Raw genomic sequence first — 25,601 nt, 5'->3', positions numbered from 1 at the left:
GCCAGATGAAGGCTCTCGTGCTGTCCGGTGGCGCCGGAACCCGGCTGAGGCCGATCACCCACACCTCGGCGAAACAGTTGGTGCCCGTGGCCAACAAGCCCGTGCTCTTCTACGGGTTGGAGTCCCTCGCGGACGCGGGCATCACCGACGTCGGGATGATCGTCGGTGATTCGGCCGCGGAGATCGAGGACGCGGTCGGCGACGGATCGAAGTTCGGTCTCCAGGTCACCTACATCCCCCAGGAAGAGCCCCTGGGACTGGCGCACGCCGTGCTGATCGCCCGGGACTGGCTCGGCGACGACGACTTCGTGATGTACCTCGGCGACAACTTCATCGTCGGCGGCATCACCGGCCTCGTCGAGGAGTTCGGCCGCCACCGGCCCGACGCGCAGATCCTGCTCACCCGCGTCGCCGACGCCCGCTCCTTCGGGGTCGCCGAACTCGACCCGTCCGGCCAGGTGATCGGCCTGGAGGAGAAGCCGGACGACCCCAAGAGCGACCTCGCCCTCGTCGGCGTCTACCTCTTCACGCCCGCCATCCACGAGGCGGCGCGCGCGATCAAGCCCTCCTGGCGCGGCGAACTCGAGATCACCCACGCCATCCAGCATCTGATCGACTCCCGCGCCGACGTGCGCTGCACCGTCATCCAGGGCTACTGGAAGGACACCGGCAACGTCGTCGACATGCTGGAGGTCAACCGCTCCGTCCTCGAAGGCGTCGAACGCCGCATCGACGGCGACGTCGACGACCGGTCGGAGACCATCGGCCGGGTGGTCGTGGAGGAGGGCGCGCGGATCGTCAACTCACGCATCGTCGGCCCCGCCGTCATCGGCGCCGGAACGGTCGTCAGCGACTCCTACGTCGGCCCCTTCACCTCCGTCGCGGAGAACTGCCGGATCACCGACAGCGAACTGGAATTCTCCATCGTGCTGCGGGACTCCTCCATCGACGGCGTCGGCCGCATCGAGTCCTCGCTGATCGGCCGTCATGTCGAGGTGACCCCCGCGCCCGGCGTCCCCAGCGCCCACCGGCTCGTCCTCGGCGACCACAGCAAGGTGCAGATCCATTCATGAACCTCCTCGTCACCGGAGCCGCCGGCGCCATCGGCTCCCACTACGTCCGCACGCTGCTCGCCTCCGACCTGCCCGCACCGCGCCTGCCCGCCCGCGCCCGCGCCGCCCACGGCGCCCGGCTGATCCGCGTCTCCACCGGCTCCGTCTTCACCCCCTGCCCGAAGGACCACCCCACCGCCCCGCGCACCGCCTGCGGCCGCTCCGAGCTCGCCGGCGAGCAGGCCGTACGGGAGGAATGGCCCGGCGCGGGCGCCATCGTGCGCACCGCTTGGCTCCACGGGGTCCACGGCGCTAACTTCGTGCGGACGATGATCGGTCTCGAAGCCCGCCTCCCCACCGTCGACGTCGTCGACGACCAGCGGGGGCAGCCCACCTGGAGCGCGGACGTCGCCGAGCGCGCAGCCGACCTCGGCTCCCGCCTCGGCGACGGCACACATGGCGTCTTCCACGCCACCGACTCCGGCGAGGCCACCTGGTACGACCTGGCCCGCGAGGTGTTCCGCCGCGCAGGTGCCGACCCGGATCGGGTACGGCCCACCACCACGGCGGCCTTCCCGCGGCCCGCGCCGCGCCCCGCCCACAGCGCCCCGGCGCACGCCCGCAGGCAGGAGATAGGCCTGCCCGCGCCGCGTGACTGGCGCGCCGCCCTGCACGAAGCACTGCCCGGAATCCGCAAGGAGAGTCCCCTTCGTGAAACGCCATGAGTTCCTCCGGGAACTGCACAAGGCCAGCGCCAACCGCAACTACCTGGAGATCGGCGTCAACGACGGGCGCAGCCTGCGCCTGTCACGCGTCCCCAGCATCGCGGTCGACCCCGCATTCAAGGTGGTCTCGGAACTGAAGTGCGACGTCCACCTGGTGAAAGCCACCAGCGACGACTTCTTCGCCCGCGACAACCCGCTGGCCCACCTCAAGGGCGGCCGGCACCCGCTGCGCAATCTGCGCCGCGGACGCAGCCCCTTCGGGTACTGGCGCCGCACCACGCTCGACCTGTCGTTCATCGACGGCATGCACCTGTTCGAGTACGCCCTGCGCGACTTCATGAACGTCGAGAAGCACTCGGACTGGTCCAGCGTGATCGTCCTCGACGACATGCTGCCGCGCAGCGTGGACGAGGCCGCCCGCGACCGGCACACCACCGCCTGGACCGGCGACGTCTACAAGATCACCGAAGTCCTGGCGCGCTACCGTCCCGACCTGGTGACCGTCCTGGTCGACACCGAGCCCACCGGCCAGCTCGTCATCTTCGGCGCCGACCCGGACAACACGGTGCTGCACGACAAGTACGACGAGATCATGGCCGAGTACAAGGTGCCCGACCCGCAGAAGGTGCCCGAGGCGATCCTGGAGCGGGCCGGTGCGGTGTCCCCGGAGGCGCTGCTGCAGGCCGGTTTCTGGCGTGCGCTCGCCCAGGCGCGCAACCGCGGCCTGCCGCGGCGCGTGGGCTGGGAGCCCCTGCGCCGCGCCCTGGAACAGGTCGGCGTCAGCCGCTGAGCCCCCTGCCGCGCAGCGCTGCACAGCGTGCGCGGCAGGCCTCGTACGAGGGCAGCCGGCCGAGGCGCTCCGCCTCGGCCGGCGTGGCACGCTTCCGGTCCTCGGGGGACGGCACCGGGCCGACAGGTCGTATCCCGCCGCCTCGCGGAAATCCTCGTCCCGGTACCACTCCCGGACGCTGCCCCGGTCGTCCGGGAGGACCTGGGGCTGCGGCACTCCCGGACGTCCGCACGACCTGGGGCTGCGGCACTCAGGCGCCCCCGGTCGCCGGCGCGCTCACTCCGTCACCGCCTTCCCCGGATCAGGGGAGACACCTTCGCGCGGGCGGCGCCGAGCACGCGCCGCACCCCGCGCACCAGCTTCCGTACCGCACGGGGGCGGGGAACGGGCACCACCAGCACTCTGTCACCGGCTGCGCGCAGCGCGAACGGCAGGCCCGCCCAACGGGGCTGCGCGGCATCGGGGTCCAGGCTCAGCGCGACCCGCCAGATCCCCCGGGGAAGGCCGGAGGGCAGGGTGGCCTCCAGCAGGGACCCCGGCCCATCCGGTTCATCGGTCAGGGTGCCGGGCGCGCGCAGGGTCCTGCCGGACGAGGTGAACCTGAGCCCCACCGGGGCGCCGCCCGCCGTGTGGAGCGGGATACGGGCGCGCAGCCGGGCCCCGGACACGGTGACGTCCGGCCGCCGCACACCGTCCAGCCCGAGCCGCCTGCCCTTGGCGGCCGTGTCCAGCGCGAGATTGCCGTGCGGCTCGGTCCAGTACGGCAGGACCGCCCGGTCGCCGACGACGCCCGCGTACGGCGCGGGGCGGGTGTCACGCGCGGCGGGGCCCAGCCGGCACTCCTTGGTCCAGCCGCCGAGCCTGACCCGGACCACGGCGTCCCAGACCCCGTCGCCCGGCAGGGCGGCGGGGTCGACAGTCGCGGTCGCCCGCAGTACCAGCCGCGCCCGTTCGCCGTCCTCGACGGCAACGGTCTGTGCGGTGAACTCCACGGGCTGGAAGTACTGGGCGGAGCTGGCCCGTTCCCGCAGCAGCAGGTCCGCGGTGGCCTGGCCGTAGCGTGCCGCGGTCTGCGCGCCGACCCACGCCACCGCCTCCTCGACACTCTTCGGCGGGTCGGACAACGGGGTACGGACGGTGTCCGCGGGGAACGTCATCGGCTCGCCGGCGGAGGTGTACTCGGCGGTGAAGCCGATGTGCAGCGAGCCGTCCCGCCACTCCACGCTCGTGGGCGCCGCGCTCGGCGCGACGCCGGCCTCCCATTCGGCGAAGGCGACCACGTCGTCGTACCGGTCGGCCGCCGTCAGCGCGGCGACCACCTGCTGCGTCGGCTGCAACCCGGCCGCGACACCCGGACCGAACCGTTCGACGACGACCTTGTGGATCTCCGCGAACAGCTCCCTGCGGTAGTCGTCCGGCAGCGCCAGCAGCCGCCGGGCCCGCAGCCGCTCCACCATCTCCACCCGCAGCCAGCGGCGGAACAGCCGGTCCCGTACCGCCCCGGGCTCGGTGTACCGCTCGACCACGTCGAGCGCCTCCCGGAGGTTCGTGAAGTACCCGACCGGGTCGAAGCGCTGGAAGCCGGCGTTGGAGGCGTCGTCGCGTCTGATGTGGTAGTAGCAGACGTAGTCGCCGAGCACGGACACGTTGTCCGCCCGCAGATACGCCTCGGTGACGAAGACGTGGTCCTCCAGGCGCCGCCGCCCCTCCGGAAAGCGCAGCCCGATCCGGTCGAGGAACGCGCGGCGGAACATCTTGTGCGGCGTGAGGCTGTCGATCAGCGGGGCGTTCTCGACGGTCGCCCGCGGGTGGTTGCGGCGGAACAACTCCACGGGCACCCCGCGGTTCTTGCCGGCCATCTTGCCCACGACGACATCGGCGCCGTGGGCCACGCCGTACGCGTACATCCGCTCGAGGGCCTCGTCGCCCAGGTAGTCGTCGTTGTCGACGAACATCACGAACTCGCCCCGCGCGGCGGCGATCCCCACGTTGCGCGGCTTGCCCGACCAGCCGGAGTTCTCCTGGTGGATCACCCGCATCCGGGGGTCCTCGGCGGCGAGCCGGTCGAGCCGGGCCGCAGTCCCGTCGGTGGAACCGTCGTCGACGAAGATCGCCTCGTACGCGTCGGGTGGCAGCGACTGCCGCCGCAGCGAGGCGATGCAGTCCTCGATGTAGATGCCCGGATTGTACACGGGCACGATGACGCTGACCTTGACCGGCATCTGGAGGTACGGCCCTTCGGGTGTCCTGCGGTCGAATGTGAGGGCTTGGGATGCGCTGCCCGATCGTAACCCCACCGCCACCACGGTCCCGCGTTCACCTCGCCGATCGGCTTGTCCCGGACGTCACTTGGGGCGCGACGCGCCGCCGGACGCTCCGTGCCGGCTAGGGCCTGTATGACGATTCCCGCCTGCCTCGCGACGCCATGCACGCACTCTCGCGGCACCGGGCGCAGAGCCGAGTACATCCCGTACGAGGCTCTGCGCCCGGCACGCCGAGAGCACGCACCTGACGCCGCGAGCCGCCCTGCGGGCGACGACGCGAATGGTCAGACAGCCTAGGCTGCTGTCCGTGCGTCTCCTTCTGATGTCCGACACCCATCTGCCCAAACGCGCCAGGCAGCTGCCCGCACCGCTGCTGGACGAGATTCCGCGTGCGGACGTCGTGTTCCACGCCGGGGACTGGGTCGACACCGCCACCCTCGACCTGCTGGAGAGCCGCAGCCGCCGGCTCGTCGGGGTGTACGGGAACAACGACGGGGCCGCACTGCGTGCCCGGTTGCCGGAGATCGCGTACGCGGACCTCGGCGGGCTGCGCTTCGGCGTGATCCACGAGACGGGGCCGGCGCAGGGCCGCGAGACGAGGTGTGCCGCGCGCTTCCCCGACCTTGACGTGCTGGTGTTCGGACACAGTCACATCCCGTGGGACACGACCGCTCCCACCGGACTTCGTCTGCTCAACCCGGGCTCACCCACGGACCGCCGTCGCCAGCCCCACTGCACCTACATGACGGCGACGATCACCGGGGCCGGGCTCGGTGAGGTGGAACTCCACCGGCTGCCCCCGCGCTGACGGTCCGGGCCGCTTCGTCTCGGTGGAAGCGGCCCGGGCTTGCGAGTAGTTGCGCTTTCACGGACCTCCTTCCCACGATCGGAGGCGATACCGGGCGACTACCCGCCTCGGCCGGACTCACACACCGGTCTGTTCCGCGTTCCGAGGGGGCCGTGGAGGGACCGCTCCCCGCGTCGCGGTCAGCGGGGCGCCCGGGCCGCCCCAGCGCAGTGCGACGATCTCGGCGGCCACGGACACGGCCACCTCCTCGGGCGTACGCGCGCCGAGGTCGAGCCCGACCGGTGAGCGCAGCCGGGACAGCTCCCGCTCGTCGATCGCGCCGAAGACCAGCATGCGCGGCGGCGGCGCGAGGACTGCAGGAACACGCTCACCGTGTCCTCACGGCGCTGCCCCCGGGGCCCGTAGTGGCGCAGCCCGGTGGCGCCGAGGGTGCGGCCACCCCGTGCGTCGGCGGTGACGGCGGCGTCCAGCCCGGTCGTCCCCAGGATGCCCAGGGCCCGGTCCGGCCGGACGGCGAGGGTCGCGCCGCGCGGCGCGAAGCCGTCGGTGACCGTCGCCACGGTCACCGGCTCGCCCGCGGCGACCGACCCCGCGACGGCACCGAACGCCCGGTCGAGCTCGGGCGTGACCGGACGCACGAGCACGGTGATCCCGCCGCCGCGGGTCAGACCGACCGCGATGGCGTCCTCGTCGCTGTAGCCGAGGGTCTCCGTCCGGGCCCCGCCGTCGGCGACGGCCTCCCGCGTCGCCGGCTCGAACACCGCGCCCTCGACACAGCCCCGGACACGCTGCCCACCACCTCGTCGTCCGGGCCCACGGCCATCGCCGCCCCCGGACCACGGGGCGCGCTGCGCATCACCTCGACGACCGTGGCGCCTTCCGGTCCTACGCGCCGGTCACCCACGGCTCGGTGCCGGAGCGTGCGCGCACCGATCACAGCCGCTGAACCGAAGGTGACGCCAAGAGCGGGCGGGTGAGCCCGTCCCGCCCGCTCTCCGCGTCCGCGCCCGGCTCAACCGCCGGACGTGCCGCTCCAGTGCGCCCCCACGTGACCGAGGCGTACCCGCTGCGGGTGGTCGCCGACGGGTACGGACACGGTCTTCTCGCCGGTCGCGAAGTCGATGGCGGTGACCTGGTCGGCGCCGGACTCGGAGACCACGCAGGACTTCCCGTCACCGCTGACGGTCGCCCAGTACGGCTTGGACGCGGTGACGAGCGGGCCCTGCTCCAGGGTCGCGCGGTCGACGACGGTCGCGTAGTCGTCCATGGTGCCCGCGACGCACAGCTTGGTGCCGTCCGGCTTCATCGTGATGCCGTGGTGGCGGGAGTCGTTGACCCAGGTGGTGCGGTCGTCGCTGGTGGCCGGGTTCTTCGGCAGGGTCTTGGTGCGGGTGATCCGGTCGGTGGCGACGTCGTACTCGAAGAAGCCGTTGAAGAAGGACACCTGGAAGTACAGCTTCGACTCGTCGGGGGAGAAGGCGGCCGGGCGGACCGCGTCCGAGTGGTCCTTCAGACCGACGGCGTCCAGCCGGTCGCGCATGTCGACCACCTTGACCTGCTCGAAGGTGGTCGCGTCCACGACGGTGATGCGGCGGTCGCCCTTGGTCCAGTCCAGCCAGGTCGCGTCGAGCGCGGTGTTCACCTCGCCGATGGCCATGTTCCAGATGTACTTGCCGTCACGGCTGAAGACGTTCTCGTGCGGCTTGTCGCCCGTCGCGAACGAACCGAACTCCTCACCCGTCTCGATGTCCAGGACGTGCACCCTGTTGGAGGTCGACGCCGAGACGGCGACCCGCTTGCCGTCGGGGGAGACCGCCATGTGGTCCGAGCGGTAACCGGAGACGGGGAAACGCCAGTTGACCCGGCCGGTGGCGAGGTCGAGGGAGACGACGTCGGCGAAGCTCGGCCGGGAGACCACCACCGAGGTGCCGTCCGGCGTGGAGTACATGTCGTCGACGAACTGGTCGTGGCCCTCGCCGACGCTGTTGCGGATCGCCATGAAGTAGATCCAGTGGATCGGATCGGCGTTGATCTCGGCCATCCGCTCGTCCTTGTCGGGGATGACGTCGATCCTGCCGATCTTCGCGAAGTCACCCCTGGACTCGATGACATCGGCGGTGCCGTCCCAGTTGTTGCCCACGAACAGCACCTCGCGCAGGGCGGCGGAGGAGCCCGGGGCGGAGCCGGCGGCGGTGGCGACGGCGGCGGGCGCGGTGACGGTCAGGGCGAGGGCGGCGGCGAGGGTGCACAGGTGCCTGGTTCTGCGGATCGGCATGACTGCTCTCTCCTCTGCGGGTGGGGGCGCGGTGAGTGGGACATGCCAAGGCAGGGAACGGGAATCCGAACACGGATGCTTTCGAACTCAACTTACTGAAAAGTAAGGACGGGTGGCCTTCTCCACAAGACCGCGGACACGACAAAATCGCCGTGCGTACGAGGAGGGAAGGACCGGTGCCGGGCAGGCTGGGGGCACCGAGCGGCCGTTACGCCGGGAAGTCCGCCGAGGGGCGGCAGGCCGAGCGTCGCCGGCGCACCGGTCGAACGGGTGGCGGACGACGCCGGCGGCGGCCGACCTCGTCATCAGTCGTCCTCATCAGCCACGGCCGCCTCGTATGCCCGCAGAGTCCGGACGAACATCCGCCGCTGTTCGGGGGTCAGGGGCTGCAGCGCCTGACGCCAGGCGCGTGCTCCCCGCGCCAACCAGCTGTCGATCGACGGTCGTTTGCTGTCGGTGATACTGACGATGCGCCGACGCCGGTCCGATTCGTCCTCGCGCCGCTCCAGGATGTCCTTCCGGCTCAGCTCGCTGACCATGAGGCTGACGGTGGTCGGGGCGACCTCCAGGCGGGCGGCCAGATCGTTCACGGTCATCGGGCCGTCGAACAGCAGATAGGACAGCAGCGACAGGTGCCGCGGCGCGAGCGCAAGCGACTGGAGCTCCTCGGGCACCCGGATCCGCTTCGCGCGTCCAACCATGCGAGGCATGAGAAGCAGCAGTGCCCTGATCGCCTCGTCGACTTCCGGATCGGCTCCCTCCCGGTTCGTCGTGCGGCCGCTCCGGCCCTCGATTGACATCGACCATCCCTCCATTTAGTTTTGATGACAAAGGTACTTTGGTTGCAAAGTGAAATTCTCCTCATGGTAGCGAACCACCTGGACGGAGCTGTGATGCCGCACTTCGAGGTACGGATCCACGAAGAGGAGCTCGACGGAGAAGTCGAGCCGGCACTCGTCCTTGCCCTGACCGAGGCACTGGTCAAGGTCTACGGAGAGCGAGCACGCCCCATGGCGGTCGTCGAGCTGTTCGGCATCCCGCGCCACCGCTGGGGCATCGGCGGCGTGCCCGCCGCGGTGAACGCGCCGATCGTCTCACTGAACGTACGTGAAGCGGCGTTGCACCTGCCGGGCATCGACCATGCCCCCACGCAGCTGATCACGTCTGTCACCGATGCCGTGGTCGAGGTGTTCGGTGAATCCGTCCGACGGCATGTGACGGTGTACGTCGTCGGCGTTCCCCCAGGACGCTCCGGCGTCGGCGGCGAAGTCGATCCACCCCCAGCGAACTGAGCGGCAACTACGTGTCCGTGCCTGTTGCCGCTCGTCCGCAGCCCGAGGCCGCCGCGGATCGTGCGCTGGACGCCGGACGGACGGCACACCGAACTCGTCGTGGCCACCGACCCGCGGCACCCGGGCCGACCCGTCCTGACCGACGAGGACGGCGAACCCCGCCTCGTCGACGACGGCAAGGTGATCAGCCGGCAGGACTTCCCGCTCGACCACTGGACGCTCGGCGCCCGCGAGTCCGCTGCGCTCGCCCGGCTGCTGGCGGACGCCGAGGGACTGCGCCCCGTGGGCGAGGTGACGGACCGGCTGGACCGTCCCGGCCAGGCCTATGTGTACGACGACCACTCCGGCCCGCGGCACATGCTGATCCTGGACCCGTCCACCGGCGCCGTGCTCGGGCTGGAACTCACCTTCACCACCGACCAGCCCGTGTACGGGGCGCGGGCGGGCGACGTCATGCAGTACAGCGCCTGGCTGCGCTGATCGCCCCCGTGCCCCGTCCTACTCGTCCCAGGCCTGGATCATCGTCTGCTCGGTGATCTTGCCGTCCCGCAGCGAGAGCATCGACTCCGAGAGCACCCGCACCCCGTCCCCGTACACACAGCTCTCGCTGTAGGCGGCCCGGTCGCCCTGAACGACACACCCCTCGAGCTTGTGCGTCAGGTCGCGGCCGTAGACGTCGTCGAGCACGGTGGCGATCTCGTCCCGGCCGTGCAGGACCGTGGGGTGGCTGGGCTGGCTGTTGCGGTCCACGATGCGCAGTTCCGCGTCGTCCGCGTAGAGCGACACCAACGTCGCCGACGTGTCCGCCTCGATGCCCCGGCGCAGTGTGTCGGTGCCGAAGACCGGTTGTGCCGCGGTTCCCATGATGACCTACCTCCTCCGAGGCCGCGGCCGGTCCTCCGGCGGGCCGGGACGGGCCTCTCCTACGAGACTCCTCCGGCCCGGCGGACACGGCAAGCCAGGCCCGTACGGCTCACAACGCCGCTCACTCACCCGTCGCCAGGAACTGCGTCGCCGCCAGCTCCGCGTACAGCGGATCACCGGTCACCAGCTCCCGGTGCGTGCCGACGGCGCGCACCCGGCCCGCGTCCATCACCACGATCCGGTCGGCCATGGTCACCGTGGACAGCCGGTGCGCGACGACCAGGACCGTCGTCGTACGGGCCACATCGGCGACGGTGTCCCGCAGCGCCGCCTCGTTCACCGCGTCGAGCTGCGAGGTGGCCTCGTCGAGCAGCAGCAGCCGGGGCCGGCGCAGCAGCGCGCGGGCGATGGCGACGCGCTGACGCTCGCCGCCGGACAGCTTGGTGCCGCGATGCCCGACGAGGGTGTCCAGACCGTCCGGCAGCTTGGACACCAGACCGTCGAGCCGGGTCGTCTTCAGCACTCGGGTCAGGGTCTCGTCGTCCGCCTCGGGGTTGCCGAGGAGCAGGTTGTCCCGCAGCGAGCCGGACAGTACCGGCGCGTCCTGCTCCACGTACCCGATCGCGGCCCGCAACTGCGACAGCTCCCAGTCGGCAAGGTCCCGGCCGTCGAGCGTGATCACCCCGGAGTCGGGGTCGTAGAACCGCTCGATGAGGGAGAACACGGTGGTCTTGCCCGCGCCGGACGGGCCGACGAACGCGGTCATGCCCTGCGCGGGCACGGTGAACGTCACCCCGTGATGGATGTACGGCAGGTCGTCGGCGTACCGGAAGCGGACGTCCTCGAAGGCGAGCGCGGCGGGCGCCGTGCCCGACTGGGGCAACGGCGCGGGTCCGGCGGCCGGTTCGGCGGGCAGCCGCAGCGCCTCCTGGATCCGGGCGAGGGCGGCACTGCCCGCCTGGTACTGCGTGATCGCGCCGACGACCTCCTGGATCGGCGACATGAGGTAGAAGACGAACAGCAGGAACGCCACCAGCGTCCCGATGTCGATGGCGCCGGTGGCCACCCGAGCGCCGCCCACCGCGAGCACCGTGATGAACGCGATCTGCATCGCCAGCCCGGCCGTGTTGCCCGCCGCGGCCGACCACTTGGCGGCGCGCACACTCTGCCGCCACGACTCCTGCGCCGCCTCGTGCAGCGTGCGCTCCTCCCGGGGCTCGGCACCCGACGCCTTCACCGTGCGCAGCGCGCCGAGCACCCGCTCCAGCGAGGCCCCCATCACACCGACGGCGTCCTGCGCCCGCCGGGAGGCCCGGTTGATGCGCGGCACGATCACCCCGAGCACGGTGCCCGCGAGCACGATCACGCCCAGGGTGACCCCCAGCAGCACCGGGTCCACGAAACCCATCAGCACGACGGTCGCGACCAGGGTGAGCCCACCCGTGCCCAGACCGACCAGCGAGTCCGTGGTGACCTCGCGCAGCAGCGTGGTGTCGGAGGTGATGCGGGCCATCAGATCGCCCGGCTCGCTGCGGTCCACGGCGGCGATCCGCAGCCGCAGCAGGTACGACGACAGCGAGCGCCGCGCCCCGAGCACCACCGACTCGGCGGTGCGCCGCAGCACGTACGAACCCAGCCCGCCCAGCACGGCGTTGGCGACGACGAGGGCCGACATCAGCAGCAGCGCGCCGGTGATGGCCCGGTCGTCCGAGAGGTCGTCGATCAGGTCCCGGGCCACCAGGGGCAGCATCAGCCCGGTCGCGCCGGTCATCAGGGAGAGCAGGGCGCCGCCCAGCAGGGCCCAGCGGTGCGGTCGTACATATCCGAGAAGCAGCCGCCAGGCGGGCGGGCCGGATTCCTGCGCTGCGATGCTCACGTCGCTCCTTCACCGGTCGGAGCGTTCAGGCTAGTCGCGCGGGCGGGCCCGCGGCACGGTGGGCGGCACGACCGATCATTCGCGCGTAGGGTCAGGAGGACGGACACCGGTCGACGAAGGAGTCAGCAGAATGGCGCAGGAAGTACGCGGCGTGATCGCACCCGGCAAGGACGAGCCGGTGCGGATCGAGACGGTCGTCGTACCCGATCCGGGACCCGGCGAGGCGGTCGTGCGGGTCCAGGCCTGCGGGGTGTGCCACACCGATCTGCACTACAAGCAGGGCGGCATCGGCGACGACTTCCCCTTCCTGCTCGGCCACGAGGCCGCGGGCGTGGTCGAGTCGGTCGGCGACGGCGTCACCGACGTCGAGCCCGGTGACTTCGTGATCCTCAACTGGCGTGCGGTGTGCGGGAAGTGCCGGGCCTGTCTGCGCGGACGCCCCTGGTACTGCTTCGACACCCACAACGCGAAGCAGCGGATGACCCTCACCGACGGCACCGAACTCTCCCCGGCCCTGGGCATCGGCGCCTTCGCCGAGAAGACGCTCGTCGCCGCCGGACAGTGCACCAAGGTCGACCCCGCCGTCGCCCCCCAGGTCGCCGGGCTCCTGGGCTGCGGGGTGATGGCCGGCATCGGCGCCGCCATCAACACCGGGAACGTCGGCCGGGGCGACTCGGTCGCCGTCATCGGCTGCGGCGGCGTCGGGGACGCGGCCGTCGCCGGGTCCCGGCTCGCCGGAGCCGCGAAGATCATCGCCGTCGACATCGACGACCGCAAGCTCGAGACCGCCCGCTCCATGGGCGCCACCCACACCGTCAACTCCCGCGAGACCGACCCGGTCGAGGCGATCCGCGAACTCACCGGCGGCTTCGGCGCCGACGTCGTCATCGAGGCCGTCGGCCGCCCCGAGACCTACCGACAGGCCTTCTACGCCCGCGACCTGGCCGGCACCGTCGTCCTGGTCGGCGTGCCCACCCCCGAGATGAAGCTCGAACTGCCGCTCCTCGACGTCTTCGGCCGCGGCGGCTCCCTGAAGTCCTCCTGGTACGGCGACTGCCTGCCCTCCCGGGACTTCCCGATGCTGATCGACCTCCACCTCCAAGGCCGCCTGGACCTGGGGGCGTTCGTCACCGAGACCATCCAGCTCGACGAGGTGGAGCAGGCCTTCGAGCGGATGCACCGGGGCGACGTGCTGCGTTCGGTGGTGGTGCTGTGATGGCCGCCCGCATCGAACGACTCGTCACCTCCGGGCAGTTCAGCCTCGACGGCGGCACCTGGGACGTCGACAACAACGTGTGGATCGTCGGCGACGACCACGAGGCGATCGTCATCGACGCCGCCCACGACGCCGACGCCATCGCCGAGGCCGTGGGCGACCGGCGCCTCACCGCCATCGTGTGCACCCACGCCCACAACGACCACATCGACGCCGCGCCCGCCCTGGCCGAGCGCACCGGCGCCACCATCTGGCTGCACCACGACGACCTGCCGCTGTGGAAGCAGACCCACCCCGACCGCGACCCCGACTCCTGGCTGGTCGACGGCCAGGTGATCGAGGCGGGCGGCGCCGACCTCACGGTGCTGCACACGCCGGGGCACGCGCCGGGCGCGGTCTGCCTGTACGACCCGGGGCTGGCCACCGTGTTCACCGGCGACACCCTGTTCCAGGGCGGCCCCGGCGCCACCGGCCGTTCCTTCTCCCACTTCCCGACGATCATCGACTCGATCCGGGACCGCCTGCTGACCCTCCCGCCCGGGACGAAGGTCCTCACCGGCCACGGCGACCCGACCACGATCGGCGCGGAGACCCCGCACCTGGAGGAATGGATCGCCCGGGGCCACTGAGAAGACCGCCCGGGTGACCGGCGCGAAAAGGTGACAGAAGATGTCCGGCTTACCCGTCACTCTCGGAGAGTCAGCACAGTGCAGTGACGGGAGGCCGTACATGTCGGAGCAGTTGAAGGGCAGGGTCGCGCTGGTGGCCGGGGCGACCCGGGGCGCCGGACGGGGAATCGCCGTGGAGCTGGGGGCGGCGGGCGCGACCGTGTACGTCACGGGCCGCAGCACACGCGCCCGGCGCTCCGAATACGACCGGCCCGAGACCATCGAGGACACCGCCGAGCTGGTCACCGAGGCGGGCGGCGAGGGAATCGCGGTGCCGACCGACCACCTCGAACCGCGGCAGGTGAAGGCACTGGTCGACCGCATCGCCGGCGAGCAGGGCCGCCTGGACGTCCTCGTCAACGACATCTGGGGCGGCGAGACGCTCTTCGAGTGGGAGACGCCGGTCTGGGAGCACGATCTGGACAAGGGGCTGCGGCTGCTGCGCCTCGCGGTGGAGACCCACGCGATCACCAGTCACCACGCCCTGCCCCTGCTGCTGCGCAACCCCGGCGGACTGGTCGTCGAGGTCACCGACGGCACCGCCGACTACAACCGCGACACCTACCGCAACTCCTTCTTCTACGACGTCGCCAAGTCGTCGGTCCTGCGCATGGCCTTCGCCCTGGGCCACGAACTCGCACCGCGCGGTGCCACCGCCGTCGCCCTGACCCCGGGCTGGCTGCGCTCGGAGATCATGCTCGACCACTTCGGCGTGCGGGAGGACAACTGGCGCGACGCCCTGGAGAGCGTCCCGCACTTCGCCATCTCGGAGACGCCGCGCTACGTCGGCCGGGCCGTCGCGGCCCTCGCCGCCGACCCCGAGGTGGCCCGCTTCAACGGCACCTCCCTCTCCAGCGGCGGACTCGCCCGCGAGTACGGCTTCACCGACCTCGACGGCAGCCGCCCGGACGCCTGGCGCTACATCGTCGAGGTCCAGGACACGGGCAAGCCGGCGGACGTGACCGGCTACCGCTGATCCCGTCCGGCCCCTGCCGCCCTGATCGACCGGGCGGCTACCGTCACCCCATGACGACGGACACACGGCGCTTCGCGGGGTACGGGGTTCTCATCACCGGGGCGGCACGCGGCATCGGCGCCGCCACCGCGCTGCGGTTCGCGCGGGAGGGGGCCCGGGTACTGGTGGTGGACGTGGACGCGGACGAGGCGGAGAGGACGGCGTCGAAGCTCCGGGAGCGGGGACTCGGCGCCGAGGCCCGCGCCGCGGACGTCACCGACCGTGCGTCGGTCGAGGCGGCCGTCGCCCACGCCGTGTCCGCCTTCGGCTCGCTCGACGTACTGGTCAACAACGCCGCCCACTGCACCCCGGACGCATCCCGCTTCGAGGACGAGCCGGACGAGGAGTGGGCCCGCGACCTGGACGTCACCCTCACCGGCGCCTACCGCTGCTGCCGCGCCGCGCTTCCGCACCTCGCCGCCTCCGGCCGGGGCGCCATCGTCGGCGTGGGCTCCGTCAACGGTCTCCAGGACTTCGGCAACCACGCCTACAGCGCGGCCAAGGCGGGCCTGCTCTCCCTCACCCGCACCCTCGCCGGGCACGCCGCGCCCCGGGGCGTGCGCGTGAACCTCGTGGCACCGGGCACCGTCCGCACCCGGGCCTGGGAGGGCAGGCCCGACGACCTCGAAGCGGCCCGGCGCCTCCATCCCCTGGGCCGTGTCGGCGAACCCGAGGACATCGCGGCCGCCATCACCTTCCTCGCCTCCCGGGACGCGTCCTGGATCACCGGCACCACCCTCGTCGTCGACGGCGGCATCACAGCGGTGAACTCCGGCTTCCGGCAGGCGCTCGCCGAGCCGGGAAGCAGCGTGCCGACGCCGTAGCCGGGTGGTCACCGTTCGGTCGCGGACGGCCGTCCCGTACAACCGAACTTCCCCGTGGGCCGTCTACCTGGCAGAGTGCGCAGGCCAGCGCACCTCACTTCCACGGGAAAGGCAAAACGGACCATGGGGGACAAACGCAGACGCAGTGTCGTCGTTCTCGGGGTCACCTCGCTGGTGGCCCCGCTCACACTCGCGCTCGGCGCGGCGCCGGCGCAGGCCGCGAGCTGCACCACCACGGCGGGCCCGTACCAGAAGCAGGTGGAGAAGTTCCTCGGCCGGCCGGTCGACGGCAAGCAGTCCTCCGCCGACTGCAAGGCCGTCCGCGCCTTCCAGACCAAGCACGGCATCACGCCGAACATCGGGTACGCCGGTCCTGTCACCTGGGGTGTGATGGACCTGATGAACAAACAGAAAGCAGTGGGGAAAAACCCGAACAAGTCGGGCAAATGTCCGGTGAACAAGGGTCGTATCGCCTGCGTGAACCTCACGCTCCAGCTCAGCTGGATCCAGGACGGCAAGAAGCTCGTCTTCGGCCCGGTGCCGGTCCGCACCGGTCGCAACGGCCACGAGACCCGCACCGGCCTGAAGAAGATCTACTGGCGCAACATCGACCACGTCTCGACCATCTATGACGTGCCGATGCCCTACAGCCAGTTCTTCGACGGCGGCCAGGCCTTCCACTCGGCCGGCGTCAGCATGTGGAACCCGCCCGGCTCCCACGGCTGCGTCAACATGACGAAGACCGACGCCAAGAAGTACTGGTCGCTGCTGAAGAACGGGGACGACGTCTACGTGTACGGCCGCAAGCCGGGCACCTGATCCCTCCGGGCGCCCGGCAGGCGGCGTACCTCACGCCCCGGGCGCGTCCCCGAAGTCCGGGATCTCCAGCCTGACCCCGCCCTGCCGCGCGGACTCGTGCGCGACGATGCCCGGCAGGGTGCAGCGGGCGGCCACCCACGCGTTCACCGACGGCAGGGTGCGGATGGCGACCGCGGTCACGAAGCCGTCCACCAGGAAGTGGTGGCTGCCCTCGTGACCGTTGCGCAGGTGGTCGAACGCCGCGGACACGGTCTACGGCGTGGTCACCACCGGAGGAGCGAGATCGTCGCCCGCCATGACCGCCCCCTGACCGGCCACGACCCGGCGGAGGTCGCCGATCTGCTGGGGGAGATGACCACGGAACCGGCACACGGACACCCCCGCCTCGCCGCCGCCGGCGACCCCCTGCCGGCCCGCGTCATCGAGGAGGCGGGATGTGCCCTGGGCGCGCTGGTGGCGCAGATCTCCGACTTCGTCCTCCCGCGGAAGATCCTGCTCGCGGGGGAGGGGGTCGGCCTGATGGACGTGGCCGGAAGGACCGTGGAGGAGAGCATTCGCGTCAACCGTCATCCGCCGGCCGCGCCGGTCGACCTGGAGACCAAGGTGTCCGACTTCCACGACTGGGCACGGGGCGCGGCCGTCCTGGCGCTCCAGGTGCGGGTTTTGGGAGCGGTCGAGGTGTGAACTCGCCCACGTTGCTTGGCAGATGGACGTGATCAGCAACACTGTCGGAAATGTCCGATGAGCGTGCGATCGCTCACAGCGTCTTCACCTTCGGCGCCGTATGCTTCACGGCATGTCCACCACTGTTGAACCCTCCTCCGAGCGATCGGCTGCCGAGGTCAACGAGGAGATCCGGGCCCTGTGGCTCCGGTCGGGCGGGACACTGAGCGTCGAACAGCGCGAGGAGTACCAGCGCCTGGTCCAGGAGTGGGCCTCGGCCCTCCCGCAGCCGGCCAGGGCGGCCTGAGAGCCGCGTAGCCACCTCGGCCTCACCACCCCGCCCACCGGGCACCCATGGACGAATGGGTGCCCTTCTCGCACTGACCTCGGCCCTCTGCTCGGCGTCGTCGACTTCGCCGGCGGCCTGCTGAGCCGCCGCGTCCCGCACTCCGCCGTCACCTTCCGGGGCCAGATCGGCGGGCTGCTGCTCGCCGTGGGGGCCGCTCTTCTCCTGCCCGCCGACACCGTCGTCCCTCCTGACCTGCTCCGGGGTGCGCTGTCCGGCGTCGGCAGCGCCACCGCGATGCGCTTCCTCAACCGTGGACTCAGCCATGGGGCCATGAGCGTGGTCGTGCCGGTGAGCGCCGTCACGGGCGTCCCGCTGTCCGTGCTGTGCGGGGTGCTCGTCCTCGGCGACCGACCGGGGGCCCTCGCCCCGGGCGGGCATCGTCGTCACGGGACCCCCCTGTGGTGGGTGGTCCTCGGCCTCACCGTGCTGCGCGAACGCATCGCACGGCGACAGGCGGTGGGGCCGGTGGGAGCCGCCGTGGCCACCGTGCTGCTCACCGTGGGCTGACAGACCGCCCCGGCATCAGCCCCACGTCGCCGAATAGTGGCGCCGGTACGCCTTGCGGTCCTGTTCCGCCCGTATCCAGCGCGTCGCCACCAGGGCGACCAGACTGCCCCCGATCACCAGCAGACCGGGACCGACGTTACGGGGGTCGGCCAGTCGGGTCAGCAGTGTCGACGGGTCCGGGAGGATGCCCCGCACCGGAGCCGCCGACCCCGGTGAGGCCGCCTCCGGAGTCCCGGCGCCCTGCGCCTGCGGCGGCGCCGGGGAGGGCGCCGCCGCACCGCCGTCGGCCCCGGGCGCCACGATGAGCCGTACGCCGAGCCGCGCCAGCGCCTTCGTCACCGGCTGGAAGTACGTCGTACCGCCCGTCCGGCAGTCACCGCTGCCGCCCGACGTGACACCGAGCGCGATGCCCTCGGAGAACATCGGACCGCCGCTGTCACCCGGTTCGGCGCACACGTCGGACTCGATGAGACCGCTGACCGTGCCCTCGGGGTAGTTCACCGTCGCGTCGAGCGCGGTCACCTCGCCGGCGCGCAGCCCGCTGGTGCTGCCGCTGCGGAACACCCGCTGGCCGACCGTCGGATCCGCCACCCCCGTGATGCGTACGCCCTTGCCGTCGCCGACCGCCACCACACCGGCACCCGCTCCGGCCCGGCCGCCCGCGTACTCGATCAGTGAGTAGTCGTCGCCGGGGAAGCTGCCGCCGACCGTGGTACCGACCTCCTGCCGGACCCCGTCGCCGGCGAACCACACCGACCCCTCGGGCCCGCAGTGCCCGGCCGTCAGGACGAAGTCCCGCTCCCCGTCGGTCACATTGAAGCCCGCCGAACAGCGGCCCGCCGTCGACAGGATGGGCTGCGCCCCGTTGACACGGGTGGTGAAGGTGCCCTCGGTGCGCTCCATGCGGACGAAACCGCCGATGCCGTCCGCCACTTCGGTCAGCTCGGACCAGTCGTCCGCGGACACCGTGCTGTCGCCGCGCACCACCACCTCGTTGGAGCGGTAGTCCATGGCCCACGCCGTCCCGGACACGCGCGGCGCCTCACGCAGTGTCTTCGCGGCCGACTTCAGGTCGCTCATGCTGCGCTCCACCATCTTCGGTTCGGCGCCGGACGCCCGTACCTCCGCCGCCGCCTCCTCGTCGGTGACCGCGACCACCGTCCCCCCGTCCGCGTCGGTCCAGCTGCCCGCCGTACGGGACGTGCCGAGCCGGGACACGAGGCCGGCGCCCGGGCCGGCCGCGGCCTCCCCGGCGGTGGCGTACGGCACCGCGTCGGGCGCCCGGGGCTCACTGGCGACGGCGTGGGTGACCATCGTGGCCCCCAGGAGAAGTCCTCCGAGGGCCGCCAGCCGTGTCACTCGGACGACCCGTCGTCGTGCGTGCCTCATGCGTGACTCCCGAACCGGAACAGCGCGGTGTGCACACCGCGGGGGCCTCCCCTGACTCGAGGGCCCTGTCTCCATACGGGCAGGGGGCGCGGCGTGTTCAGCCCGCGCGGGATCCCGTGCGCGCGGCGGCGGTCAACCGGCCGCGTGGGCCGACGGGTCGGGGATGTCCAGGCCGAGCACGGCCGCGCTGCGGGCGTCGCCCCACACGGACGCCGGGTCCACATAGGGGCGCAGCAGTACGGTGAGCGCCGGGTCCCCGTGGCCGTTCAGCTCGTCGGAGGCGACCTTCCGGGCGATCCCGGCGAGGAAGTCCGCGAGCTGCACCCGCGGATCCTCCCGCGCGACGACCAGCCGCACCTCCTCCAGGGCGATCCCGTCACGCCGTGCGCTCTCCTCGATCCACGCGATGCGCTCGGGCGTGAGCAGGTTCTGCCGGTCGTGCACCAGCCGTACGGGCCGCCCGCCCGCGCTCCAGTACGCGGCCGTGGAGATGATCGCCGGAAGCAGCGGATTGAGCACCGGTATCCGCACGGCCGACCCCTCGGTCAGCCTCGCCCGGTACGCCTCGGCCCGGTCCGGCCGCGCCGCGAGCCGCTCCAGGACCAGCGCCGCCTGAGTACCGGCGTGGGCGCGGCGCAGGCCGTCGACCGTGCCGAGGAAGAGCGCGACGGACGCCCCGGTCTGCCCGCCGCCCCGCACGCGCAGCAACTCGTTGGCCGCCTGGAGGAACTCCGTCCACCCGTCCGCCCCGAAGGCCCGGCGTCCCGTCCGGAACAGGACGACCGCCTCGGCGGGATCCTCCAGCAGCAGGGCGACCACGCGGTCGACCACGAAGAACGCCTTCTCCGTGAGGTGCACACGGGCCCGGCCGTGGATCGGCCCGCCGGGCGCGAGCAGCCACTCCAGCACTGCCCGGTGCTTCTCCCGCAGCAGGTGGTTCGCCTTGTACTCCTCGGCCGGTGAGCGGATCCGGTCCCGGATCTCCCGTACCGCGTCGGCCGCTGCCGTGACGGACACCCGCACGCCGGCGTGCGCGAACACATCGGTGTTCCCGCCGGTGAGGTTCTCGCCGTCCGACCCCGACTCGTCGCAGGCGATCTCCAGCGGCGCGCCGACGCCGACGGCACCCGCTCCGTTCTGCCGATGTCCGCTCACACCACAGCCCCCTATCGTGTGCTCATGACCAGGATCCCGCACGAGACGTCCGGTGACCCGAATCCCCTGCACGCCCTCACCCTCGACCACCTGCGCCGCCGCACCAGCATGAAGTGGCGCACGTACCCCGAGGACGTGCTGCCCGTGTGGGTGGCCGAGATGGACGTGCCCCTCGCCGGGCCGATCGTCCGCGCCGTCACCGGGGCGATGGAGTGCGGTGACACCGGCTACCCCGTCGGCAGCGCCTACGCCGAGGCGCTGGCCGCCTTCGCGGACGAACGGTGGGCGTGGGGCGGGCTCGCCGTGGAACGCACCGCGATCGTGCCCGACGTCATGCTGGGCGTGGTCGAGATGCTGAAACTGGTCACCGGGTACGGCGATCCGGTCGTGGTGAACTCGCCGGTGTACCCGCCCTTCCACGACTTCGTCCGGCACATGGACCGGCGGGTCGTCGAGGCCCCGCTCGGCGCGGACGCACGGATCGACCTCGACGTCCTGGAGGACACCTTCCGCCGGGTGACGGCCGATCGGGAGCGGGCCGCCTACCTGCTGTGCAGCCCGCACAACCCCACCGGCACCGTGCACCGCGCCGACGAGCTGTCCGCCGTGGCCGCCCTCGCCGAGCGGTACGGCGTACGCGTCGTCGCCGACGAGATCCACGCGCCGCTGGTCGTCGGCGACACACGGTTCGTGCCGTATCTGAGCGTGCCGGGCGGCGAGCGCGGCCTGTCGCTCATGTCGGCCTCGAAGGCGTGGAACCTGGCCGGGCTGAAGGCGGCGCTCGCGATCGCGGGGCCGGCGGCGGCCGAGGACCTGGCACGGATGCCCGAGGAGGTCGGCCACGGCCCGAGCCATGTCGGCGTCCTCGCCCACACCGCCGCCCTGCGCGACGGCACCGCCTGGCTGGACGCCCTGCTCGCGGGCCTCGACGCCAACCGCCGGCTGCTCGCCGACCTGCTGGCCGAGCACCTGCCGGCGATCCGCTACCGCCCCGGCGAGGCCACCTACCTCGCCTGGCTCGACTGCCGGGCCCTGGGCCTGGGCGACGACCCGGCCGAGGCGTTCCTCCGGCACGGCCGCGTGGCCCTCAACTCCGGTCTCCCCTTCGGCTCGGGCGGCACCGGTCACGCCCGCCTGAACCTCGCCACCTCGCCCGAGGTGCTCAAGGAGGCCGTCCGGCGGATGGCGGTGGCCGTGGAGCGGCAGGCGCGGCGATAAATCGTGCGGTGGTGCGGGCCCCGACCGCATACCGTCTACGGCATGGCTGACGAGTGCTTCGCACATCCACGGCTGGCCGCCGTCTACGACCCGCTCGACCCCGACCGTGGTGATCTGGACGCGTACCTCCGCATGGCGCGGGAGTTCGGCGCCCGGCGGGTGCTGGACATCGGCTGCGGGACCGGGGTGTTCGCCCTGCTGCTGGCCGGCCTCGGGATCGAGGTGGTCGGCGTCGACCCCGCCGGGGCGTCCCTCGACGTGGCCCGGGGCAAGCCGGGCAGCGAACGGGTCCGCTGGATCCACGGCGACGCGACGGCGCTGCCGCCGCTGCGGGTCGACCTGGCGACCATGACGGCGAACGTCGCCCAGGCCATCGCCGATCCGGACCTCTGGCACGCCACCCTGCGAGGAGCCCACGCGGCACTGCGGCCGGGGGGCCGTCTGGTGTTCGAGACCCGGGATCCGGCCAGGCGTGCCTGGGAGGAGTGGACCGAGGAGACGTCGTACGGCAGGACGCGCGTGCCGGGCGTCGGCACGGTCGAGCACTGGGTCCAGGTGACCGAGGTGGACGGGCCGCTGGTGACGTTCCGGTCGACGTACGTCTTCGCCGCGGACGGGGCGGATGGCGCGGACGGGGCGCGCGCGGAGGTGCTGACGTCGGACTCGACGTTGCGTTTCCGCGAGCGGCAGGAGGTCGAGGCGGACCTCGCCGGGCACGGCTACGCGGTGCAGGAGGTGCGGGACGCTCCCGACCGCCCGGGCAGGGAGTTCGTCTTCGTGGCGCGGCGTACCGGCTGACCTCGGCGCCGCGCCCGGCGTCCGTCAGGTCCAGGCCCGGTACGGCTCGTCCACGAGCTGGAAGACCGGCTCGCCCCGCACCGGATCCTTCGCCGTCGACAGCCGCACCCGGTCGCCGCTGTGGACGCCGATGGGCGGCCCCATGACCCGGCCGCGCACCACGAACCCCTCGGCCATCTCGATCAGGGAGACATTGCGGGCCGCGGGGGTGTTGCGGTGGAGCACCGTGGAATGGCGGACCGTACCGACGCCCCCGCTGCGCTCCGTACGCAGGTCGCTGCCCTGGCAGACCGGGCACAGCAGCCGGTGGTACATCGCGGTGCCGCACCAGGTGCAGCGCTGGAAGAGCATGGCCTCCGCGTGGTCGGGCCCCTTGGGTTCGAGGACGCCCGTGGCGGAGCCGGCTGCCTGCTGAGCGACGCTTCCTGAGTGGTGGTACACGCTGGTCAACTCCCTGCACTCGGCCGGAATCCGGCGTGCGCGGTCGCCCGGGCACGCGCGTGCCCGGCGGGCCGCGCCGCCGTGCACAGCGACAGCGTATGGCACTCAGTGTCACCCGTAAAGGCACTCCGTACCCTCATTTGAGGGGTGGCCGGCCGCCTCGGGTCAGCCACGCCCGAGCGCGGACTCGAGCTCCTGCACCACCCGCCACAACGGCGCCCCACGCCGTGACACGACCACCACCACGTCCTCGGGCCCCTGCGTCACCGGGGGTGCCGGGGTGGCGCCGAACGCGGCCTGCACATGCCCCAGCGCATGGTCCACCGCGGCCTGCGCGTCGCCCTTCCCGTCCGAACGCAGCCAGGACCGCAGCGCGTTGTTGTGCGCCGCGACCACGGCCGCGGCGATCACATCGGCCCGCAGGACGCCGTCCCCGAGACCGGCGAAGCGGGTCCGCAGATACCTGGCCAGGGCCCGCTCGTAGCGCCAGACCACGGACAACTCGTACGCGCGCAGTCCCGGCACCTTCTTGGTGAGGTGGTAGCGCTGCACGGAGAAGGCCGGGTTCTCGGCGTACATCCGCAGCACCAGCCGGGCGGCGTCACAGACCCTGCGCACCGGTTCGTCGTCGGCCGCGCTCGCGGCCAGGAAGGCCGTCATCTCGGCGAGGCACCGCTCGTGGTCGGGGAAGACCACGTCCTCCTTGGACGGGAAGTAGCGGAAGAACGAGCGCCGCCCCACCCCGGCGAGCGCCACGATGTCGTCGACGGTGGTCTCCTCGTAGCCCCGCTCCAGGAAGAGCCGGAACGCCGCCGCGACCAGTGCGTCCCGCATCGGCGGCTTCACGGCCTTGTCACCGCGGCCGGGAGCCGCACTGCTGGAGCTCATGAACGGAACGTAGCACCGGGAGGCCACCGATGGCACTTGGTGCACGCAGGACGGAACCCAGTACCACCGCGGCCCTTTCCCGCAGGTCGTTCCTATGATCGATCCACCACCGTCCCCGAGGAGCCCGCATGCCGCCCGCCCCCGCGTCCTGTACGTCACCGACCTGGCCTACCCGGCCCGCGGGCGCCGCTACGGCGACGAGGACGTCTTCCTGACCTCCCGGCTGCGCGAGCACCTCGACCTGGCCCTGTGCCATCCGCGGGACGCCGCCGCCCTGATGGACGGCTTCGACGCCGTCGTGGTCCGCAACAGCGGCCCGGTGGTGGCGTACCAGGACGCCTACGACGCCTTCCGCGAGCGCGCCTCGGCGACCGGGAAACCGGTCTACAACCCGCTCACGGGCAGGGGAGACATGGCCGGCAAACAGTATCTGCTCGACCTGAGCGCCGCCGGTCACCCGGTGATCCCCACCGTCGGCCGGCCGCAGGACCTGCACCGGCTGCCCGACACGCAACGGTACGTGGTCAAACCACGGCTCGGCGCCGACTCCATAGGGCTGCGCGTCGTCCCCGCGGACGAGGTGCGCGGCCTCGTCGACGGCGACGTCCTGGTACAACCGCACATCGACTTCGCCTACGAGGTCTCCTTCTACTTCGTCGACCACGACTTCCAGTACGCCCTCCACGCCCCTCGCCCGGAGAGCCGCTGGCAGCTGGAGGCGTACGAACCCACCCCGTCCGACCTCGAATTCGCCCGCGGTTTCATCGACTGGAACACCCTCGACCACGGCATCCAGCGCGTCGACGCCTGCCGCGCGCCGGGCGGCGAACTGCTGCTGGTGGAACTGGAGGACCTCAATCCGTACCTGTCGCTCGACGCCCTCGACGACGCCGGCCGGGAGGCGTTCGTGTCCGCCATGGCGGCATCCCTGCGCCGCTTCCTCCGGGACGCCGGGGTGACGGCCGGCTGAACCCGCAGGGCCCGCGGCGCGTATTCCTTCCCGCGGGCGGCTCGACTCGCCCGCGCGGGACGGAAGGAGAGCAACGTGACGACACCGTCCGAGCCCGGGCGGCCGCACCACGGACCGCCCCTCGAACCCCTGCGGGTCCTGCGCCCACGCCGTACCGACGCACTCGCGGAGCTGTTCAGGGAGTTCGCGCAGGACGACCGGGGCGGATACGAGTCGGTGCCGCTGCCGCTGCCCCGGCCGGATCCGAGGACAGCACGCGGGAACTCCCGCCCGTCCCCGCCGGCCGGCCGCCGAGGGCCCGGTGCGGCGTCGGGGCCCGCCGCCGCACCGCTTGGGCACTCGCCGTGGCCGCGGCGGCGGTGGCCGGCTTCGGAGGCGCGCTCCTGCTCACGGAACGGGACGCCGAACGCCGCGCGGCACCGGCCCCCGGCCCGCCCGCGAGTGCCACGACCGCTCCCGCCTTTCCCGCCGACCCGGGGTTTCTCCGCGAGGGCGACGCGGGGCCCGCGGTGACCGAACCGCGGCAGCGGTTGTCGCGCATCCCGGACGTCCACCGGGACGGCGCCACCGACGGCCGCTACGACGCCGCCCTCCGCCGCCGTCGCCCGTTTCCAGCTCTGGTACGGCATCCGGAGCGACGAGACCGGCCTCTACGGCGACGACACCCGCCTCGCCCTGGAGTCCCGCACCGGCCCTCCGGGGGCCTGACGCCGGCCCGGTGCGGCTCCCGCCGTC

General features: G+C 72.2%; 25 protein-coding genes and 4 pseudogenes. 18 read left to right on the top strand and 11 right to left on the bottom strand.

Going from position 1 to position 25,601, the window contains the following annotated elements:
- The first annotated feature begins 5 nt into the window (after positions 1 to 5).
- Genes IE178_RS07950 through IE178_RS07940 form a run of 3 tightly spaced genes read left to right on the top strand, consistent with a single transcriptional unit; the run spans position 6 to position 2,567 of the window.
- Positions 6 to 1,073: a glucose-1-phosphate thymidylyltransferase gene (locus IE178_RS07950; RefSeq protein WP_193511743.1), complete on the top strand. Its 1,068-nt coding sequence runs from the start codon at positions 6 to 8 to the stop codon at positions 1,071 to 1,073.
- Positions 1,070 to 1,777, top strand: a complete 708-nt coding sequence (locus IE178_RS07945; RefSeq protein WP_193511742.1) for an SDR family oxidoreductase — start codon at positions 1,070 to 1,072, stop codon at positions 1,775 to 1,777. Before IE178_RS07950 ends, IE178_RS07945 begins: the two co-directional genes overlap by 4 nt.
- A complete protein-coding gene (locus tag IE178_RS07940) occupies positions 1,764 to 2,567 on the top strand; it encodes a class I SAM-dependent methyltransferase (RefSeq protein WP_184762698.1) in 804 nt (267 codons plus the stop codon). The genes IE178_RS07945 and IE178_RS07940 overlap by 14 nt, the downstream gene beginning before the upstream one ends.
- A 284-nt stretch (positions 2,568 to 2,851) precedes the next feature.
- Here the strand turns inward: IE178_RS07940 and IE178_RS07935 are convergent, their stop codons facing one another.
- Positions 2,852 to 4,789 (bottom strand): glycosyltransferase family 2 protein, encoded by a 1,938-nt coding sequence (locus tag IE178_RS07935; protein WP_193511741.1) that lies wholly within the window; start codon positions 4,787 to 4,789, stop codon positions 2,852 to 2,854.
- Positions 4,790 to 5,138: 349 nt separating this feature from the next.
- On the opposite strand from IE178_RS07935, the gene IE178_RS07930 reads away from it, so the two are divergent.
- Positions 5,139 to 5,639 carry a metallophosphoesterase family protein gene (locus tag IE178_RS07930; RefSeq protein ID WP_184762700.1) on the top strand — a complete coding sequence of 167 codons (501 nt, stop codon included), beginning with the start codon at positions 5,139 to 5,141 and terminating at the stop codon, positions 5,637 to 5,639.
- A 117-nt stretch (positions 5,640 to 5,756) separates the two neighbouring features.
- On the opposite strand, the pseudogene IE178_RS07925 reads toward IE178_RS07930, so the two are convergent.
- From IE178_RS07925 to IE178_RS07915, 3 genes and pseudogenes are all read right to left on the bottom strand, one after another.
- Positions 5,757 to 6,573, bottom strand: a pseudogene (locus tag IE178_RS07925) (XdhC family protein).
- A 78-nt stretch (positions 6,574 to 6,651) separates the two neighbouring features.
- Positions 6,652 to 7,914: a YncE family protein gene (locus IE178_RS07920; RefSeq protein WP_193511740.1), complete on the bottom strand. Its 1,263-nt coding sequence runs from the start codon at positions 7,912 to 7,914 to the stop codon at positions 6,652 to 6,654.
- Positions 7,915 to 8,219: 305 nt separating this feature from the next.
- Positions 8,220 to 8,714: a MarR family winged helix-turn-helix transcriptional regulator gene (locus tag IE178_RS07915; protein WP_184762702.1), complete on the bottom strand. Its 495-nt coding sequence runs from the start codon at positions 8,712 to 8,714 to the stop codon at positions 8,220 to 8,222.
- Positions 8,715 to 8,807: 93 nt separating this feature from the next.
- Here IE178_RS07915 and IE178_RS07910 point away from each other — a divergent pair, with 93 nt between their 5' ends.
- Both IE178_RS07910 and IE178_RS07905 read left to right on the top strand, forming a co-directional pair.
- Entirely contained in the window at positions 8,808 to 9,206 is a 399-nt protein-coding gene (locus IE178_RS07910; protein ID WP_193511739.1) for a tautomerase family protein, read from the top strand.
- 54 nt (positions 9,207 to 9,260) lie between these two features.
- Positions 9,261 to 9,686 (top strand): annotated as a pseudogene (locus IE178_RS07905) (CU044_5270 family protein); the annotation flags it as partial.
- An 18-nt stretch (positions 9,687 to 9,704) separates the two neighbouring features.
- Here the strand turns inward: IE178_RS07905 and IE178_RS07900 are convergent.
- Positions 9,705 to 10,070: a nuclear transport factor 2 family protein gene (locus tag IE178_RS07900; RefSeq protein ID WP_184762704.1), complete on the bottom strand. Its 366-nt coding sequence runs from the start codon at positions 10,068 to 10,070 to the stop codon at positions 9,705 to 9,707.
- Positions 10,071 to 10,191: 121 nt separating this feature from the next.
- Positions 10,192 to 11,946 carry an ABC transporter ATP-binding protein gene (locus IE178_RS07895; protein ID WP_184762705.1) on the bottom strand — a complete coding sequence of 585 codons (1,755 nt, stop codon included), beginning with the start codon at positions 11,944 to 11,946 and terminating at the stop codon, positions 10,192 to 10,194.
- Positions 11,947 to 12,076: 130 nt separating this feature from the next.
- On the opposite strand from IE178_RS07895, the gene IE178_RS07890 reads away from it, so the two are divergent.
- The 5 genes from IE178_RS07890 (at position 12,077) to IE178_RS07870 (ending at position 16,488) form a co-directional block, all read left to right on the top strand.
- Positions 12,077 to 13,162 carry an S-(hydroxymethyl)mycothiol dehydrogenase gene (locus IE178_RS07890; RefSeq protein ID WP_193511738.1) on the top strand — a complete coding sequence of 362 codons (1,086 nt, stop codon included), beginning with the start codon at positions 12,077 to 12,079 and terminating at the stop codon, positions 13,160 to 13,162.
- Positions 13,162 to 13,791 carry an MBL fold metallo-hydrolase gene (locus IE178_RS07885; protein WP_184762707.1) on the top strand — a complete coding sequence of 210 codons (630 nt, stop codon included), beginning with the start codon at positions 13,162 to 13,164 and terminating at the stop codon, positions 13,789 to 13,791. Before IE178_RS07890 ends, IE178_RS07885 begins: the two co-directional genes overlap by 1 nt.
- A 100-nt stretch (positions 13,792 to 13,891) precedes the next feature.
- Positions 13,892 to 14,806 carry an SDR family oxidoreductase gene (locus tag IE178_RS07880; protein ID WP_193511737.1) on the top strand — a complete coding sequence of 305 codons (915 nt, stop codon included), beginning with the start codon at positions 13,892 to 13,894 and terminating at the stop codon, positions 14,804 to 14,806.
- 50 nt (positions 14,807 to 14,856) lie between these two features.
- The gene (locus tag IE178_RS07875) at positions 14,857 to 15,669 is read left to right on the top strand and encodes an SDR family NAD(P)-dependent oxidoreductase (RefSeq protein WP_193511736.1); all 813 of its coding nucleotides are present in this window, start codon (positions 14,857 to 14,859) and stop codon (positions 15,667 to 15,669) included.
- A 123-nt stretch (positions 15,670 to 15,792) separates the two neighbouring features.
- Complete coding sequence (locus IE178_RS07870) at positions 15,793 to 16,488, top strand: L,D-transpeptidase family protein (RefSeq protein WP_184762710.1); 696 nt, start codon at positions 15,793 to 15,795, stop codon at positions 16,486 to 16,488.
- 30 nt (positions 16,489 to 16,518) lie between these two features.
- Here IE178_RS07870 and IE178_RS07865 read toward each other — a convergent pair.
- Positions 16,519 to 16,725, bottom strand: a pseudogene (locus tag IE178_RS07865) (gfo/Idh/MocA family oxidoreductase); the annotation flags it as partial.
- Here IE178_RS07865 and IE178_RS07860 point away from each other — a divergent pair.
- From IE178_RS07860 to IE178_RS07850, 3 genes are all read left to right on the top strand, one after another.
- Positions 16,717 to 17,172 (top strand): hypothetical protein, encoded by a 456-nt coding sequence (locus IE178_RS07860; protein ID WP_438874355.1) that lies wholly within the window; start codon positions 16,717 to 16,719, stop codon positions 17,170 to 17,172. The pseudogene IE178_RS07865 and the gene IE178_RS07860 overlap by 9 nt on opposite strands.
- A 100-nt stretch (positions 17,173 to 17,272) precedes the next feature.
- Positions 17,273 to 17,458 (top strand): hypothetical protein, encoded by a 186-nt coding sequence (locus tag IE178_RS07855; RefSeq protein WP_030863721.1) that lies wholly within the window; start codon positions 17,273 to 17,275, stop codon positions 17,456 to 17,458.
- Positions 17,459 to 17,644: 186 nt separating this feature from the next.
- Positions 17,645 to 18,007, top strand: coding sequence for a DMT family transporter (locus tag IE178_RS07850; protein WP_193511735.1), 363 nt, complete (start codon positions 17,645 to 17,647; stop codon positions 18,005 to 18,007).
- A 15-nt stretch (positions 18,008 to 18,022) separates the two neighbouring features.
- Here the strand turns inward: IE178_RS07850 and IE178_RS07845 are convergent, their stop codons facing one another.
- On the bottom strand, positions 18,023 to 19,396 hold the full coding sequence (locus tag IE178_RS07845) for a S1 family peptidase (RefSeq protein WP_193511734.1): 1,374 nt from the start codon (positions 19,394 to 19,396) through the stop codon (positions 18,023 to 18,025).
- Between the two features lie 132 nt (positions 19,397 to 19,528).
- Positions 19,529 to 20,551, bottom strand: a complete 1,023-nt coding sequence (locus IE178_RS07840; protein ID WP_193511733.1) for a DUF3800 domain-containing protein — start codon at positions 20,549 to 20,551, stop codon at positions 19,529 to 19,531.
- A gap of 24 nt (positions 20,552 to 20,575) precedes the next feature.
- Between IE178_RS07840 and IE178_RS07835 the strand changes: the two genes are divergently transcribed.
- Positions 20,576 to 21,769 (top strand): MalY/PatB family protein, encoded by a 1,194-nt coding sequence (locus IE178_RS07835; RefSeq protein WP_193511732.1) that lies wholly within the window; start codon positions 20,576 to 20,578, stop codon positions 21,767 to 21,769.
- 42 nt (positions 21,770 to 21,811) lie between these two features.
- The gene (locus tag IE178_RS07830) at positions 21,812 to 22,567 is read left to right on the top strand and encodes a class I SAM-dependent methyltransferase (RefSeq protein WP_193511731.1); all 756 of its coding nucleotides are present in this window, start codon (positions 21,812 to 21,814) and stop codon (positions 22,565 to 22,567) included.
- A gap of 24 nt (positions 22,568 to 22,591) precedes the next feature.
- Here IE178_RS07830 and IE178_RS07825 read toward each other — a convergent pair whose 3' ends face one another.
- Both IE178_RS07825 and IE178_RS07820 read right to left on the bottom strand, forming a co-directional pair.
- Positions 22,592 to 23,008: a Zn-ribbon domain-containing OB-fold protein gene (locus IE178_RS07825; RefSeq protein ID WP_193511730.1), complete on the bottom strand. Its 417-nt coding sequence runs from the start codon at positions 23,006 to 23,008 to the stop codon at positions 22,592 to 22,594.
- Between the two features lie 165 nt (positions 23,009 to 23,173).
- Entirely contained in the window at positions 23,174 to 23,896 is a 723-nt protein-coding gene (locus IE178_RS07820; protein WP_184762717.1) for a TetR family transcriptional regulator, read from the bottom strand.
- 94 nt (positions 23,897 to 23,990) lie between these two features.
- On the opposite strand from IE178_RS07820, the gene IE178_RS07815 reads away from it, so the two are divergent.
- Together IE178_RS07815 and IE178_RS35770 are read left to right on the top strand one after the other, a co-directional pair.
- Positions 23,991 to 24,866, top strand: coding sequence for an ATP-grasp domain-containing protein (locus IE178_RS07815; protein WP_193511729.1), 876 nt, complete (start codon positions 23,991 to 23,993; stop codon positions 24,864 to 24,866).
- Between the two features lie 75 nt (positions 24,867 to 24,941).
- Positions 24,942 to 25,574, top strand: a pseudogene (locus tag IE178_RS35770) (peptidoglycan-binding protein).
- Positions 25,575 to 25,601 lie beyond the last annotated feature (27 nt).

It is taken from the genome of Streptomyces griseoloalbus (assembly GCA_014650015.1).
Taxonomy (GTDB): domain Bacteria; phylum Actinomycetota; class Actinomycetes; order Streptomycetales; family Streptomycetaceae; genus Streptomyces; species Streptomyces griseoloalbus.
Note: the sequence above shows the minus strand (reverse complement) of the source record. Positions and strands in the feature narration are given on the sequence as shown.

Coding starts and splice junctions, on each gene's coding strand:
- IE178_RS07950 (WP_193511743.1), top strand. CDS start 6: ATGAAGGCTCTCGTGCTGTCCGGTGGCGCCGGAACCCGGCTGAGGCCG.
- IE178_RS07945 (WP_193511742.1), top strand. CDS start 1,070: ATGAACCTCCTCGTCACCGGAGCCGCCGGCGCCATCGGCTCCCACTAC.
- IE178_RS07935 (WP_193511741.1), bottom strand. CDS start 4,789: ATGCCGGTCAAGGTCAGCGTCATCGTGCCCGTGTACAATCCGGGCATC.
- IE178_RS07920 (WP_193511740.1), bottom strand. CDS start 7,914: ATGCCGATCCGCAGAACCAGGCACCTGTGCACCCTCGCCGCCGCCCTC.
- IE178_RS07915 (WP_184762702.1), bottom strand. CDS start 8,714: ATGTCAATCGAGGGCCGGAGCGGCCGCACGACGAACCGGGAGGGAGCC.
- IE178_RS07910 (WP_193511739.1), top strand. CDS start 8,808: ATGCCGCACTTCGAGGTACGGATCCACGAAGAGGAGCTCGACGGAGAA.
- IE178_RS07900 (WP_184762704.1), bottom strand. CDS start 10,070: ATGGGAACCGCGGCACAACCGGTCTTCGGCACCGACACACTGCGCCGG.
- IE178_RS07890 (WP_193511738.1), top strand. CDS start 12,077: ATGGCGCAGGAAGTACGCGGCGTGATCGCACCCGGCAAGGACGAGCCG.
- IE178_RS07885 (WP_184762707.1), top strand. CDS start 13,162: ATGGCCGCCCGCATCGAACGACTCGTCACCTCCGGGCAGTTCAGCCTC.
- IE178_RS07880 (WP_193511737.1), top strand. CDS start 13,892: ATGTCGGAGCAGTTGAAGGGCAGGGTCGCGCTGGTGGCCGGGGCGACC.
- IE178_RS07875 (WP_193511736.1), top strand. CDS start 14,857: ATGACGACGGACACACGGCGCTTCGCGGGGTACGGGGTTCTCATCACC.
- IE178_RS07870 (WP_184762710.1), top strand. CDS start 15,793: ATGGGGGACAAACGCAGACGCAGTGTCGTCGTTCTCGGGGTCACCTCG.
- IE178_RS07855 (WP_030863721.1), top strand. CDS start 17,273: ATGCTTCACGGCATGTCCACCACTGTTGAACCCTCCTCCGAGCGATCG.
- IE178_RS07845 (WP_193511734.1), bottom strand. CDS start 19,396: ATGAGGCACGCACGACGACGGGTCGTCCGAGTGACACGGCTGGCGGCC.
- IE178_RS07835 (WP_193511732.1), top strand. CDS start 20,576: ATGACCAGGATCCCGCACGAGACGTCCGGTGACCCGAATCCCCTGCAC.
- IE178_RS07830 (WP_193511731.1), top strand. CDS start 21,812: ATGGCTGACGAGTGCTTCGCACATCCACGGCTGGCCGCCGTCTACGAC.
- IE178_RS07820 (WP_184762717.1), bottom strand. CDS start 23,896: ATGAGCTCCAGCAGTGCGGCTCCCGGCCGCGGTGACAAGGCCGTGAAG.
- IE178_RS07815 (WP_193511729.1), top strand. CDS start 23,991: ATGATCGATCCACCACCGTCCCCGAGGAGCCCGCATGCCGCCCGCCCC.